This is a genomic window from Streptomyces sp. 6-11-2 (genome assembly GCF_006540305.1).
Lineage (GTDB): Bacteria > Actinomycetota > Actinomycetes > Streptomycetales > Streptomycetaceae > Streptomyces.
Window position 1 is genome coordinate 3652743 of sequence record NZ_BJOR01000001.1, and the last position, 13848, is coordinate 3666590.

At 72.3% G+C, this 13848-nt stretch carries 10 protein-coding genes, 2 tRNA genes and 1 other RNA gene; 7 read left to right on the forward strand and 6 right to left on the reverse strand.

Annotation, left to right across the window (positions count from 1 at the left end; all coding sequences use genetic code 11):
• The first annotated feature begins 65 nt into the window (after nt 1-65).
• Nucleotides 66-581, forward strand: a complete 516-nt coding sequence (locus tag TNCT6_RS15825) for a hypothetical protein (RefSeq protein WP_141359982.1) — start codon at nt 66-68, stop codon at nt 579-581.
• A 123-nt stretch (nt 582-704) separates the two neighbouring features.
• Here the strand turns inward: TNCT6_RS15825 and TNCT6_RS15830 are convergent, their stop codons facing one another.
• From TNCT6_RS15830 to TNCT6_RS15845, 3 genes are all read right to left on the reverse strand, one after another.
• Nucleotides 705-1058 (reverse strand): hypothetical protein, encoded by a 354-nt coding sequence (locus TNCT6_RS15830; RefSeq protein ID WP_141359983.1) that lies wholly within the window; start codon nt 1056-1058, stop codon nt 705-707.
• A gap of 72 nt (nt 1059-1130) precedes the next feature.
• On the reverse strand, nt 1131-1817 hold the full coding sequence (locus TNCT6_RS15835; RefSeq protein ID WP_141359984.1) for a TNT domain-containing protein: 687 nt from the start codon (nt 1815-1817) through the stop codon (nt 1131-1133).
• 873 nt (nt 1818-2690) lie between these two features.
• Nucleotides 2691-2778: transfer RNA gene (locus tag TNCT6_RS15845), tRNA-Ser, on the reverse strand.
• A gap of 73 nt (nt 2779-2851) precedes the next feature.
• Here TNCT6_RS15845 and ffs point away from each other — a divergent pair.
• From ffs to TNCT6_RS15880, 6 genes are all read left to right on the forward strand, one after another.
• An RNA gene (gene ffs, locus TNCT6_RS15850) (signal recognition particle sRNA small type) lies at nt 2852-2946 on the forward strand.
• A 47-nt stretch (nt 2947-2993) separates the two neighbouring features.
• Nucleotides 2994-5402, forward strand: coding sequence for a DNA polymerase III subunit gamma and tau (locus TNCT6_RS15855; RefSeq protein ID WP_141359985.1), 2409 nt, complete (start codon nt 2994-2996; stop codon nt 5400-5402).
• Between the two features lie 146 nt (nt 5403-5548).
• A complete protein-coding gene (gene purD / locus TNCT6_RS15860) occupies nt 5549-6802 on the forward strand; it encodes a phosphoribosylamine--glycine ligase (protein ID WP_141359986.1) in 1254 nt (417 codons plus the stop codon).
• Nucleotides 6803-7095: 293 nt separating this feature from the next.
• Nucleotides 7096-9069, forward strand: coding sequence for a hypothetical protein (locus TNCT6_RS15865; protein ID WP_141359987.1), 1974 nt, complete (start codon nt 7096-7098; stop codon nt 9067-9069).
• Nucleotides 9070-9331: 262 nt separating this feature from the next.
• On the forward strand, nt 9332-10825 hold the full coding sequence (locus tag TNCT6_RS15875) for a N,N-dimethylformamidase beta subunit family domain-containing protein (RefSeq protein WP_141359988.1): 1494 nt from the start codon (nt 9332-9334) through the stop codon (nt 10823-10825).
• A gap of 86 nt (nt 10826-10911) precedes the next feature.
• Complete coding sequence (locus tag TNCT6_RS15880; RefSeq protein ID WP_141359989.1) at nt 10912-11811, forward strand: phosphoribosylaminoimidazolesuccinocarboxamide synthase; 900 nt, start codon at nt 10912-10914, stop codon at nt 11809-11811.
• A 44-nt stretch (nt 11812-11855) separates the two neighbouring features.
• Here the strand turns inward: TNCT6_RS15880 and TNCT6_RS15885 are convergent.
• The 3 genes from TNCT6_RS15885 to TNCT6_RS15895 all read right to left on the reverse strand — a co-directional run bounded on the left by TNCT6_RS15885 (nt 11856) and on the right by TNCT6_RS15895 (nt 13831).
• Nucleotides 11856-11928: transfer RNA gene (locus TNCT6_RS15885), tRNA-Gly, on the reverse strand.
• 23 nt (nt 11929-11951) lie between these two features.
• On the reverse strand, nt 11952-12575 hold the full coding sequence (locus tag TNCT6_RS15890; RefSeq protein WP_141359990.1) for a response regulator transcription factor: 624 nt from the start codon (nt 12573-12575) through the stop codon (nt 11952-11954).
• Entirely contained in the window at nt 12572-13831 is a 1260-nt protein-coding gene (locus TNCT6_RS15895; RefSeq protein ID WP_141359991.1) for a histidine kinase, read from the reverse strand. Before TNCT6_RS15895 ends, TNCT6_RS15890 begins: the two co-directional genes overlap by 4 nt.
• Nucleotides 13832-13848: the final 17 nt, after the last annotated feature.

Sequence of the window (13848 nt, forward strand, 5' to 3'; positions counted from 1 at the left end):
TCGGGGAGGGGCCTGGCCGAGGACCGGAGGCGGAGTGAGGATGGAGGTGTGAGGGAGGCCCTGCGGTGATCCTGTCCTACTCGCACCACGGCGATCGCGTGATGGCCTATCTGCTACCGGTGTGGACGAGGCTCCCCGCCGCCGATCGCATGGGTGTGGCCGCTGCCGTGCTGGCCGTGGCGTTCGTCCTGCTGCTCGTCGGTACGAGGGTGCGGCAGGCCCGTCCCCGTTCGTTCAGGCGCCCACGGGCCCGGGCCGCCGAGCCGGTCGACACCTCCTGGTTCACCGCCCACACCCTGGACGGCTTCCCGGAGGAGGCGCTCCGCGCCACCCTGAGGACCCCGGCCGCGCCCTCCCGCGAACGTCTCTACGCCGCCTGGGTCCTCGCCACCCACACCCAGGGCACGGACGCCGTATGGCTGGAGAAGAACCTGGCCCTCCCCGCCGACGCGGCCCACCTGATCGCCGAAGCCGCCGAAACCAGACGCCGCGAGGTGTCGGCACGCGAGAACCACGACACGGAGGCCGCGAAAGCGACCGCCGTGAGCGGCGACGAGGAAGACCCGCCCGCACGGCCATGAACGGGGGGCGTGCCCGAGGCGGACAAGGGACGGGTTGACGCCAGAGGGCCGGACCACTTTCGTGGTCCGGCCCTCTGGGCCGGCGGAGGATACGAGATTCGAACTCGTGAGGACGTCCCGTAGTCAGCCATCGTCGGCCGACCCACGGCGGCCGTGGAAGTCCTCCCATGCCTGCCGCTGGATCTCCTCGGCGTCCGCGAGGAGCTTCTCCAGGGGTTCCGCGGCCTCTGAAGGGGCAGGGGGCACCCGCGTGAGCTTGTCGTAGAGGTACTCGCAGGCTTCGGCTTCGGTGCCGAAACGCCGCATGACGCTGTCCTGGGAGCGTTGGCGCAGGCCGACGGTCCAGGCATCCGCCTCACGGCGCAGAAAGAAGTAGGCGTCCGGCTGGACGGGGACGTCGTGGACGCCGGCAATCTCGTAGAACGCCTCGGGCACGTCCGCTTCGCGGAGTCTTTCGACGAGCTCTGCGCTGTCCATCAGGAACGTCCCGTCACCCGGCTCGAGGTGTGCTCCGAGGTGTGGATCCGGGACCACCCCGGGCCTTGCGGGTCAGGCTACGGGCAACGCGTCCAGATACTTCGCGTTGACGAGGTCGGAGACCGACGATTTCGTCACGTACTGGAGACCGAGGCCGGGCTGGCCGAACCAGGGCCTGATCGGGCCGGCCTCGACGGTGAACGGCTTGCGGACCCGGTAGAGGTGGTAGCTGTACGGATAGTTGTTGACGTAGGCGTCAAGATTGCTCGGCGGAATCGCACGCTTGGCGAACGGTGTGCCCGCGGGTGCGAGGAAGTTACCGAAACCGCTGCCGAAGAGGTCGACCAACTGGCCCTTGCGGAGCGTCAGGGGACGCTCGACCGGCTTGCCTTTCTTCAACACGAAGCCGTTGTTGTCGGGATACCACCAACCCGACTTCCCCGTCTGCGGATCCGTCTGCCAGTAGCAACCGAGGAACCAGTACTCCGAGGTGTGGTCGGTGCGCTGATAGCCCCTCAGCATCCGGCCGAGGGCCCCGTTCTGGGGGAGGTACCTCGGTCCCAGGCGCCAGTCGTTGAGGTAGTAACTCTGGTATTCCGTCTGCGGGGCGGTGTTGGTTCCACGGCTGCGATGCGTAGTCGGACAGTGTGCGGCGTTCCTGTCACGGAGTTGGTCGGCCTGGGCCGTGGCCGGTGAGATGCCGATAAGCAGAAGGAGCGATGCGAGGGCGCTCCCCACGAAGGCGCGCAGTACGCGCATGCGGTGTCCCTTCTCTTCCGGCGCCAACCAGGCGCCGCGTGAGGACAGGCAGCCAGTGTTGGTGACCGGCCGCCGGTCTGATCGTGATACAGGGCTCATTTCATGCGCGGCATGTGCTTCCCGGGCGCGAAGACATCGCAGACAGTCACCCGAACCGATGAGCTCAAGCCCTCGGACGGCCGAAGGCAGGAGACGAATCGCCCGGTCCGCGAGGGACTCCTGGATGACAGCACCGCTCTACTTCTGCCTCGTCAGACTGGCTGGCCGCACCGGGAGAACCGTCACGGCCGCCGATGCGCGACCAACTGTTGGACGATCGGGTGACAACGGACGAGGGGCAGGCGAGCTTGGTCGTGGCCCACGACGCATGGCAGCAGTTCAGCGAGGCCGTTTCGGGGGTGGCTGTCGCCGGCCCAACGTGGCCGAGATCGCCAAGGCTCCCCGTCTCGAAGAAGAGGACGTCGAGCCGTACACGATCGAAGAGGTTCAGAGCCTGCTCGTGGAAGCGGCCGAGCTCCGCAACAGCGCGCGCCGGGTCGTCGCCCTGGCGCTTGGCCTCCGGCAAGGGGAGACGCTCGGGCTGCACGGGGAGGACGTCGACCGGCCGCGAGGCATGTCCGCATCCGCAAGAACCGGCTGCGGCCGTGCTCGGGCTCAGCGGCCCGCCGATCACTCTCCGGGGCGCGGGTGTACGAGACGGCCGCCTCCATGACGCTCGCCACACCGCTGCGACCGTCCTCGTAATCCTCGGGGTCCCGGAGGTCGTGATCGACGCGATCACGGGTCCCGACTGAGGCGGAAACTGAGACGGACAACGTCGAAGGGCCCCACCGCGAACGGTGGGGCCCTTCGACATCGTGCCCGGTGAGGCACTGGCGGAGGATACGAGATTCGAACTCGTGAGGGGTTGCCCCCAACACGCTTTCCAAGCGTGCGCCCTAGGCCTCTAGGCGAATCCTCCGCCGGAAACATTACATGACTCGGAGGAGTGCTCGCGAACTCGTTGTCGGTCCCCGGGATCGGGTACTCTTTGCGGAGCCCCTCACGCGGCGCTATCTGACTGAACTCCCCCAGGGCCGGAAGGCAGCAAGGGTAGGTCGGCTCTGGCGGGTGCGTGGGGGGCGCTTGCGTCCACGGTCGGACACGTTGTCGGTGGGCGCCTATAACCTCGTATGCGTGTCGTCTCTCGCGCTGTACCGCCGCTATCGCCCGGAGTCGTTCGCCGAGGTCATCGGGCAGGAGCATGTCACCGACCCGTTGCAGCAGGCGCTGCGGAACAACCGGGTCAATCACGCGTACCTGTTCAGCGGTCCGCGCGGATGCGGCAAGACGACCAGCGCGCGGATCCTCGCCCGTTGCCTGAACTGCGAGAAGGGGCCGACGCCGACCCCCTGCGGGGAGTGCGATTCCTGCCGTGACCTGGCCAGGAACGGCCCGGGGTCCATCGACGTCATCGAAATCGACGCCGCTTCGCACGGTGGTGTGGACGACGCCCGTGACCTGCGCGAGAAGGCCTTCTTCGGGCCCGCCCGCAGCCGGTACAAGATCTACATCATCGACGAGGCCCACATGGTCACGTCGGCCGGTTTCAACGCGCTGCTCAAGGTCGTCGAGGAGCCGCCGGAGCACCTGAAGTTCATCTTCGCCACGACCGAGCCCGAGAAGGTCATCGGGACCATCCGGTCGCGCACCCATCACTACCCCTTCCGCCTGGTGCCGCCGGGCACCCTGCGGGAGTACCTCGGCGAGGTCTGCCAGAAGGAGGGCATCCCCGTCGAGGACGGGGTGCTTCCCCTCGTCGTGCGGGCCGGCGCCGGGTCCGTGCGTGACTCCATGTCGGTCATGGACCAGCTGCTCGCCGGTGCGAAGGAGGAGGGTGTGACGTATGCCATGGCCACCTCGCTCCTCGGGTACACCGACGGCTCGCTGCTCGACTCCGTCGTGGAGGCATTCGCCTCCGGGGACGGCTCCGGCGCCTTCGAGGTCGTCGACCGAGTGATCGAGGGTGGCAACGATCCCCGCCGGTTCGTGGCCGACCTGCTGGAGCGGCTGCGGGACCTGGTGATCCTCGCCGCCGTTCCGGACGCCGCGGAGAAGGGGCTCATCGACGCCCCGGCCGACGTCGTCGAGCGGATGCAGGCCCAGGCCCGTTCCTTCGGCGCCGCCGAACTGAGCCGGGCCGCCGACCTCGTCAACGAGGGGCTGACCGAGATGCGCGGCGCCACCTCGCCCCGCCTCCAGCTCGAACTGATCTGCGCCCGCGTACTGCTGCCCGCCGCCTACGGCGACGAGCGGTCCGTGATGGCCCGCCTCGACCGGATCGAGCGCGGTGTCAGCTTCTCCACGGGCGGGGGTGCGCCCGCGATGGGGTACGTGCCCGGACCCGACGTGCACGGGGGAGCGCAGACCGCGGCGGGGGGTCCCGCGGGTGCGGCGCCGGTACCTCCAGCTCCTCCTGTTCCTTCTGTTCCTCCTGTTCCGCCGGGCGGTGGGCCCGCCGCGGCTCGGGCGGCCGTGCGCGGCACGGGGGCTCCTGACGCGCCTCCCGCGTCCCCCGTACCTCCCGCGTCCCCCGTACCTCCCGCGTCCCCCGTACCTCCCGCGCCCGCCGTACCTCCCGCGCCCGCCGTACCTCCCGCGCCCGCCGTACCTCCCGCGCCCGCCGTGAGCGACCGTCCCCAGGAGGCGGCTCCGCCCGCCCCGCCGGCCGCTCCCGCTCCCACTGCCGCCCCGCCGGCCGCCGCACCCGCCGCACCCTCCGCGCCCGGTGCCTGGCCCACCGCGGCGGCCGCGGGCGGTGGGCGTCGGCCGGGCGGCTGGCCCACTGCGGCAGCCCCGGGCGGTGGGCAGGCGCCGGGTGCGGAGGGTGCGCCCAGCGCCCCGGCGCCCGCACAGCAGGCACCCGCGGCGAGGCCTGCCGCCGCACCGGTGTCCCCCGCTCCACCGGCCCCGGCGGGCGGCGGGCTCGACCCCCGCGTCCTCTGGCCGAACATCCTCGAAGCGGTGAAGAACCGCCGTCGCTTCACCTGGATCCTGCTCAGCCAGAACGCCCAGGTCTCCGGTTTTGACGGCACCACTCTCCAGATCGGCTTCGTCAACGTCGGCGCCCGCGACAACTTCGCGAGCAGCGGCAGCGAGGACGTGCTGCGCCAGGCACTGGCCGAGCAGTTCAACGTCCAGTGGAAGATCGAGGCGATCGTCGACCCGACGGGAGGCGGCGGCTCCGGAGCCGCACCCGCGGGCGGCGGCTACGGCGCAGGCCCCGGAGGCGGCGGCTACGGCAGTGCAGGTGGCGGCGGCTACGGCGGCGGGGGAGGCGCGGCGGCGCAGCGTACGGCGGCTCCCCCGCCCATGGCTCCGGCGGCGCCCGCTCCCGCCTCGTCCCCGAGCCGGCCGTCGTCCGCGGCGGCACCCGCGCCCGCCCCGGCACCCCGGCCCTCCGCCCCCGAGCCGGCTCCCGTCGCCCCCGAGGACGACATCCCCGAGGACGACGACCCGGACCTCGACGAGTCGGCCCTGTCCGGTCACGAACTGATCGTGCGGGAGCTGGGCGCGACAGTGGTCGAGGAGTATTCGACGGAGTAGCGGCGCAACAGAGGGGCGGAGCAGTGCAGTGGGGCCTCGGTGCGGTTCCGCCCCGGCTCTGCTCGGAGGAACCTACGAACGCCCCGCCGCCGTCCCCTCGGCGGCCCGCACAAAGGATGCCGCGCCGCTGCCGTTAGGCTGACCTCGTGAAGGTCCTCGTCATCGGCAGCGGCGCCCGTGAGCACGCCCTGTGCCGTTCCCTGTCCCTCGACCCCGCCGTCACCGCGTTGCACTGCGCGCCCGGCAACGCCGGCATCGCCGAGGTCGCCGAGCTGCACCAGGTCGACGCCCTCGACGGCGCGGCCGTGTCCGCGCTGGCCGCCGAGCTGGGTGCCGACCTCGTGGTCGTCGGCCCCGAGGCCCCGCTGGTCGCCGGGGTCGCCGACGCCCTGCGCGAGGCGGGCGTCCCGGTGTTCGGCCCCTCCAAGGAGGCCGCGCGGCTGGAGGGCTCCAAGGCCTTCGCCAAGGATGTGATGGCCGGGGCGGGCGTGCCCACGGCCCGTTCGTACGTCTGCACGACGGCCGAGGAGGTCGACGCGGCCCTCAACGCCTTCGGCGCCCCCTACGTCGTCAAGGACGACGGGCTCGCCGCCGGCAAGGGCGTCGTCGTCACCGACGACATCGAGGCGGCCAGGGCGCACTCTGCGGCCTGTGACCGTGTGGTGATCGAGGAGTATCTCGACGGACCCGAGGTCTCTCTCTTCGCCGTCACCGACGGCGAGACGGTCCTGCCGCTCCAGCCCGCCCAGGACTTCAAGCGGGCACTCGACAACGACGAGGGCCCGAACACCGGCGGCATGGGCGCGTACTCGCCGCTGCCCTGGGCCGACCCCAAGCTCGTGGACGACGTGCTGCACAGCGTCCTTCAGCCCACCGTCGACGAGATGCGCCGCCGCGGCACGCCGTTCTCCGGCCTGCTCTACGCGGGGCTCGCCATCACCAGCCGCGGCATCCGCGTGATCGAGTTCAACGCCCGTTTCGGCGACCCCGAGACCCAGGTGGTCCTCGCCCGTCTCCAGACCCCGCTGGCGGGTGTCCTGATGGCCGCCGCCACCGGTGATCTCGCCCATCTGGAGCCGCTGCGCTGGAGCGACGACGCGGCCGTCACGGTGGTCGTCGCCTCGCACAACTACCCCGGCACCCCGCGCACCGGCGACCCGATCACCGGCCTCGACGAGGTGGCCGCGCAGGACGCCCCGCACGCGTACGTGCTGCACGCCGGCACCCGGCGCGAGGGCGATGCCGTTCTGAGCGCGGGTGGCCGCGTGCTGTCCGTCACGGCGACGGGCAAGGACCTGACGGAGGCACGCGACCGCGCGTACACAGCGGTCGCCCGTGTCGGTCTCGACGGCTCCCAGCACCGCTCGGACATCGCGGCGCGGGCCGCGGCGGACGCGTAGCGCGGCGACCCGCCCCTTTCCCCGGACCCGTTCTCCTCACCGGCTCCGTTCCTCACCAGCAGGCCCCGGCTCCACGAGCCGGGGCCTCATCAATGCGCTCTGTCGTTCGGCTCTGACCAAAGCCATTCCATCGAGTGACCAATGCTCCATCCGGCTGACGCGGGCCGGGGGCCCAACTAGGGTGCGCGCAGGCATTCCGGCACTTGGCCCACCGGCATTGCGATGTCAGTCATGGGTGCCACAGTGGGGGAATGAGCAACGCCAGGACAGTCGGGAGGGGGTGACGGGCGGTCGTGACCGGTATGGGTGTGGAGGTCGCTGTGCAGGGCGCGCGCTCCAGGGCCCTGGCCGTGCTGCGCGTGCGCAGCCGAGCGCTGGCCCTCGCCCTGCTGCCCGCCGCCCTCGCCGTGATCCTGCTCGCCGGCGGCTCGGCAGGGCACCTCGTGGGCCACGGCTGGGACGTCGCCCGCTGGGCGGTCGGCGCCGTCGCGGTCGTCGTCCTGCTCCTGGCCGCGGGCATCGGTCTGGTCGTGGCCCGTGCCCGTCCCGCGATGAGCCCGACCGTCCCGATAGCCGAGGAGTCGGCCCCGGACCTGTACCGCCTGGTGCACGATCTGGCCGACCGCCTCGGCGTCCCCGCCCCGTCGGCCATAGAGCTCACCCCGGACTGCGACAGCTGGCTGGAGGACCGTACGCACCCGGCCCACGGCCCTCCACCGGGGGAGGAGCACCTCCACGGCGAGCCGGACGCCCTGCGCGGACTCTCCCCGGCCCGCCCGCGCCGCACGGCGGCGACGCCCGTCCTCGTCATCGGCTCCCCGTTCCTGTGGTGGATGCGCGTCGGCGAGCTGCGGGCCGTGCTCGCCCCGGTCGTCGCCGGTACGGGACCCTCGGCGCACCCGGACATAGCCGCCGCCCGGCGTTTCGTCCGCGGTCTGGACGCGGCGGTGGCCGTCGCCTCGGCACCCGGCCGCCGTCCCCTGATCCGCCCCGTGTGCGCCGGACTCGGCTGGGTGGTCCGGCTGCTGCTGCGCGGCTGCCGGGAGCACGCGGCCCAGATGGAGCGCGGCGTGGCGGCTGCGGCGGCGGAACGCGCACAGGCTGTGGACTACGGGCTCAGGATCGTCGCCCAGGAGCAGGTGGGCCTGGCGTACGCGGGCTGGGACCGGCTGCTGACCCGGGTGGCGCTCCCCGCGTGGCGCATGGGCCGCTGGCCCTCCCGGCTCGACGCAGGTGTCGTCGCTGCCCTCACCGAACTGTCCCGCCGCGACCGCCTGGCCGAGGGTTTCGCCTCCCGGCTCGGCGAGCGCCCGGCCTGCGATCTGCTGGAGGAGCCCGGTGCCATCGACGAGGCCGCCTCGCTGCTGGCCGCGCGCCTCTTCCACGGCGGCCCGGCCGAGCGGAGCCCGGACTGGTGTCCGGTGGACTGGCAGGAGTACCCGGACGAGGTCGTCGACCGCAAATGGCGTGCCGACGCCGCTCGCCTCCACCGCGTCCTGGACGCCCTGGGCGTCCGCCGCTCCCCCGGCTCCGCCGCCGATCCGCACGGACCGACCCTGGCCCGGGTCCTGGAGCACCTGTCCGCACCGTCCCCCTCCGGCAAGCTCTCCGAGCGGAGGGGACTCCCGGCCGACGACGTCCGGCCGGCTCACGGCGACGGCGCGTACCACCCGTACGGCGAGCACGGCGAGTACGGCGGGCACGACGACAAGCAGGGTCACGGCGACTACCGGGAGCCGACAGAACGCGTAGATCATGCACATCGCGCAGACCGCGCAGACCGCGACCGGCAGGCAACTCCGGAGAACCACGCCGCCCCCGAAGCTCCCGCCCCGCCGGACGAGGACCCCGGCCTCGGCAGCGAGCGCGGCGCCGCACTCGCGGCCGGCATCAGCGCCGAGCTGGCCCGCGAGGAGGCGTCGGCGCCACCGGCGTGCACGGTGTCGGCGGGAGCCGAGCAGCTCGTCGGCACACCCTTCCGGAACGAGGACTCGCTGCCCCTCTTCCCGCTCGAACCACCCCGCACCGGCCGCGAACTCCTCGCCGACCACGTCACCGCGATGGTGTGCTGCGCCGCGATGGACACCGCCGACGCCTCCCCGGGCCTCGACTGGCTCGACGGCCCCGCCCTCCTGATCAACGGCGAGAGGGCCGCCGACCTCAGCCCCAAGGTCCTCGCGCTGGTCGAGGACGGTGACCCGGTCCCGCTGCGGACCTGGCTGGTCGACTCGGGCATACGTCCGGAAAAGCCCGTACGGCTGGTCTGACCTGGACCGACGCCGTCCCGGCAGCAGCGTTAGCGGATCCCCCTCTTCCACTTTCGGCCAATTCACAACGAATAGTGACAGGATGCGCGCGTTATGTGATGTGCTGGGACCGATAGCGCACGTGGCAAGCGCGTGCGACATACGACAGCCGCAGCCGGACACGCCGACCGTCACACGCCGACCCGACGCGTCGGTCACCGCGGCCACCGACAGACCCGCACCGCCGCATGGGACCACGGGGGCACGAGGGAGGGGATCGGGCATGGGATCGGAGCAGATTCGCCGCTGGGAGTCGGGAGCTCTCGCGCACGCCGTGACGGACCCCTTCGGCCTGGGCCCCGTCCCCTGGCTGCGCGGCAGCGAGACGTACTTCGACGACACCGGCCACGTCGTGCCCTGGTACGTCGACCCGTCCCCGCAGACGCCGCCCGGCGGCCCCCGCGTCCCCGCCCCCCGCACCTCCGGCGTCGGCCCCCGTTCCGCCGACGACGTCCACCGGCAGATCAAGGGCTTCGTCTCCACCGGCGCCGTCACCCCCGGCGAGGCGATCGACTTCCACATCACCGTCGATCCGCCCCAGCAGTTCGGTGTGGACGTCTACCGCATCGGGCACTACGGCGGCGACGGCGCCGCCAAGATCACCACCAGCCCGCGCCTGTCCGGCATCGTCCAGCCCCCGCCGCTGACCGCCGACCGCACGGTCTCCTGCCACCACTGGTGGCTGTCCTGGCGGTTGCAGGTGCCGTCCTACTGGAGCGTCGGCGCGTACGTGGCCGTGCTCACCACCGCCGACGGATACCGCTCCCACATCCCGTTCACCGTCCGCGACAACCGTCCCGCGGACCTGCTGCTGCTCCTGCCTGACATCACCTGGCAGGCCTACAACCTCTACCCGGAGGACGGCCACACCGGCGCCAGCCTCTACCACGCCTGGGACGAGCACGGCCGACTGCTCGGCGAGGCCGATGCCGCCACCACCGTCTCCTTCGACCGCCCCTACGCGGGCGCGGGCCTGCCCCTGCACGTGGGCCACGCCTACGACGTCATCCGCTGGGCCGAGCGCTACGGCTACGACCTGGCCTATGCCGACGCCCGCGACCTGCACGCCGGCCGTGTCGACCCCAGCCGCTACCGCGGCCTGGTCTTCCCCGGCCACGACGAGTACTGGTCGGCCGGTATGCGCCGCACCGTCGAACTCGCCCGCGAGCACGGCACGTCCCTGGTGTTCCTGTCGGCCAACACCATGTACTGGCAGGTCGAACTGGGCCCCTCCCCGTCCGGCGTCCCCGACCGCCTGCTGACCTGCCGCAAACGCAAGGGCCCCGGTCGGCCGGTGCTGTGGCGGGAGATCGACCGGCCCGAGCAGCAACTGGTCGGCATCCAGTACGCAGGGCGCGTCCCCGAGCCGCATCCGCTGATCGTCCGCAACGCCGACCACTGGCTGTGGGAGGCGTCCGGGGCCGAGGAGGGCGAGGAGATCGCGGGCCTGGTCGCGGGCGAGGCCGACCGCTACTTCCCACGCACTCCGCTGCCCGAGTACCAGGACCGCATCCTGCTCGCCCACTCCCCGTACACGGACGGCGAGGGCGTGACCCGCCACCAGGAGACGTCCCTGTACCGGGCCCCGTCCGGCGCCCTGGTCTTCGCCGCCGGGACGTTCGCCTGGTCCCCGGCCCTGGACCGCCCCGGCCACGTCGACGCCCGGGTCCAGCGCGCCACCGTCAACCTCCTGGATCGCATCTGCAAGCGCGACTGACCACCACCGCGGAGCCACCCCAGCCCGGAACCGATCCCTCCCATACGGGAGAATCGAGCCATTGGACAGAACCACGGGGAGGAACCGTGTCCGGATTCGTCGAAAAGCCCGAGCCGATCCAGGTTCCGGGCCTGGTGCATCTGCACACCGGCAAGGTGCGCGACCTGTACCAGAACGAGGCGGGTGACCTCGTCATGGTCGCCAGCGACCGCATGTCCGCCTACGACTGGGTGCTGCCGACCGAGATCCCCGACAAGGGCCGCATCCTCACGCAGCTGTCCCTGTGGTGGTTCGACCGGCTCGCCGACCTGGCCCCGAACCACGTCCTGGCCACCGAGGTGCCCGAGGGCGCCCCCGCCGACTGGGCGGGCCGCACCCTGATCTGCAAGTCCCTGCGGATGGTCCCCGTGGAGTGCGTGGCCCGCGGCTACCTCACCGGTTCGGGCCTGGCCGAGTACGAGCAGACCCGCACGGTCTGCGGCCTCGCTCTGCCCGAGGGCCTGACCGACGGCTCCGAGCTGCCCGCACCGATCTTCACCCCGGCCACCAAGGCCGAGGTCGGCGAGCACGACGAGAACGTCTCCTACGAGGAGGTGGCCCGCCAGGTCGGCGCGGAGACGGCCGCCCAGCTGCGCCAGGCGACGCTCGCCGTCTACGGCCGGGCCCGGGACATCGCCCGCGACCGCGGGATCATCCTCGCCGACACCAAGTTCGAGTTCGGCTTCGACGGGGACACGCTCGTCCTCGCCGACGAGGTCCTCACCCCGGACTCCTCCCGCTTCTGGCCGGCCGACCAGTGGCAGCCGGGCCGCGCGCAGCCCTCGTACGACAAGCAGTTCGTCCGTGACTGGCTGACGTCCGCCGAGTCCGGCTGGGACCGCGGGAGCGAGCAGCACCCGCCGCCGCTGCCGGAGCCGGTCGTGGAGGCGACCCGGGCGAAGTACGTGGAGGCGTACGAGCGGCTGACGGGAACGAGCTGGTCGTAGCGGACGAAAAGACCCCGGTCCGATGGACCGGGGTCTTTTTCCCGAGCGGACGACGAGGCTCGAACTCGCGACCTCAACCTTGGCAAGGTTGCGCTCTACCAACTGAGCTACGTCCGCATTGCGCCGTGGCGCGAGGCCAACTATACCCAACCTCGCTCCCGTGCGAGCCGTACTGCCGCATGTCGATTCTCCGCGCCCAGTTTGGTCACGGCCGACGACAGGTAGTTCCGTACGGTCCCCGGTGACAGTGCGGCCCGCTCGGCGATCTCCGTGACCGGTGCCCCGTCGGCGGCGAACTCCAGCACCTCGGCCTCCCGTGTGGTCAGCGGCGAGTCCCCGGCGGAGATCGCGTCGGCGGCCAACTCCGGGTCGACGTAGCGGTTTCCGGCATGTACGGTGCGGATGATCTCGGCGAGCCGCTGGGCGCTGACGGTCTTCGGGACGAACCCGCGCACACCCGCGGCAAGCGCCCTCTTCAGGTGTCCGGGCCGTCCGTGACCGGTCACGATCAGCACCCGGCAGTCCGGCAGCTCGGTCCGCAGGGATGTGGCGACCTTCACACCGTCCGCGCCCGGCATCTGCAGATCCAGCACGGCCACGTCGGGCACGTGCGCCCGCGCCATGGCCAGCGCCTCCGGTCCGCTCGCCGCCTCCGCGACGACCAGCAGATCGTCCTCCAGCGAGAGCAGGGCGGCGAGGGCGCCGCGGATCAGGTGCTCGTCGTCGGCCAGCAGCAGCCGTACGGGCACGGGGGATGTCGTCATCGGGTGGCCTCGCTCAACGGACGGGCGGTCTCGGGATCGGCGGCGGGCGGCGGCAGCGGCACCTCGGCGGTCAGCCGGAACCGGTCGCGTCCCAGGGGACCCGCCCGCAGGGTGCCGTCGAGTTCCGACAGCCGTTCCCGCAGACCGGCGAGCCCGGAGCCCGGCCGGTCATCGGCGGGGGACTCGGGCACCCCGTCGTTCTCGACGCACAGCTCGGCCCGGCCGTCGGCGACGCGCAGGGACACGGTGCACCGCTGGGCGTCTCCGTGCCGGAGCACGTTCGTGGCGGCCTCCCGGACGACCCAGCCGAGCGCGGACTGCACCGGTGCGGGCAGACCGGCCGGCGAGCCGGTGACCGCGCAGTCGATGCCGGCCGCCGCCAGGACACCCTGGGCGCCGGCGAGTTCCGCGGCGAGGTCGGCCTCCCGGTAGCCGCGGACCACGGCACGGACCTCGCGCTGCGACTCCTGGGCGAGCCGTTGCACCTCGATCATCTGCTCCACCGCCTCGGGCCGGCCGCGCCGGCCCAGTTGCACGCCCAGCTCCGCCTTCAGCGCGATCACCGCGAGGTTGCGCCCCAGCACGTCGTGCAGATCCCGCCCGAACCGCAGCCGCTCCTCGGCGACCGCCAGCCGGGCGCGGGTCTCGCGGGCCTCGTCGAGCGCGTAGACGGCGTTCAGCAGCCAGACGGAGAAGACGGAGGTGAAGGCGACGAACGCGCCGCCGACCAGCACCGCGCCCGCCGTGGCCAGTGCGGCGATGCCGGGGATGCCCAGCGGGAACGTGTAGAGACCGGCGCCGGCCGCGAAGCCCAGCACGATCGCGACCACACGCCGCCGGTTGCGCACGCCGAGCGCGATGATGCCGGCGCCCATGACCAGCACGCCCCCGAAGACGGCGCCGGCCGCGGTGACGACTTCGTCGGCCTTCGGGCCGTGCGCGCGCTCCGCCATCGCCATCGCCACGGTGGCGGTCACCGCGGTGACGGCGGCCAGCGTCCACAGCGTCCGCACGGGCTGTGGACGGCCGCCGCGTGTCCAGTCCAGCGCCCGGGCCGCGGTCACCGCACAGGTCAAGGAGTGCCCGCACACCAGAAGCAGCAGCCAGGTCCCCGGGTTCGGCCCCGCCTGCCGGAAGGCCGAGAGTCCAAAGGCGACCGCCTCGATCAGCGCGAAGAAGTGGAACGACCACCGTGTGTACGTCTCGACCTTCGCCGGCGTGCTCTTGCCGCGCCACCAGCCGACGGGCCCGCCCATGGCCTCTCCGCCCACCT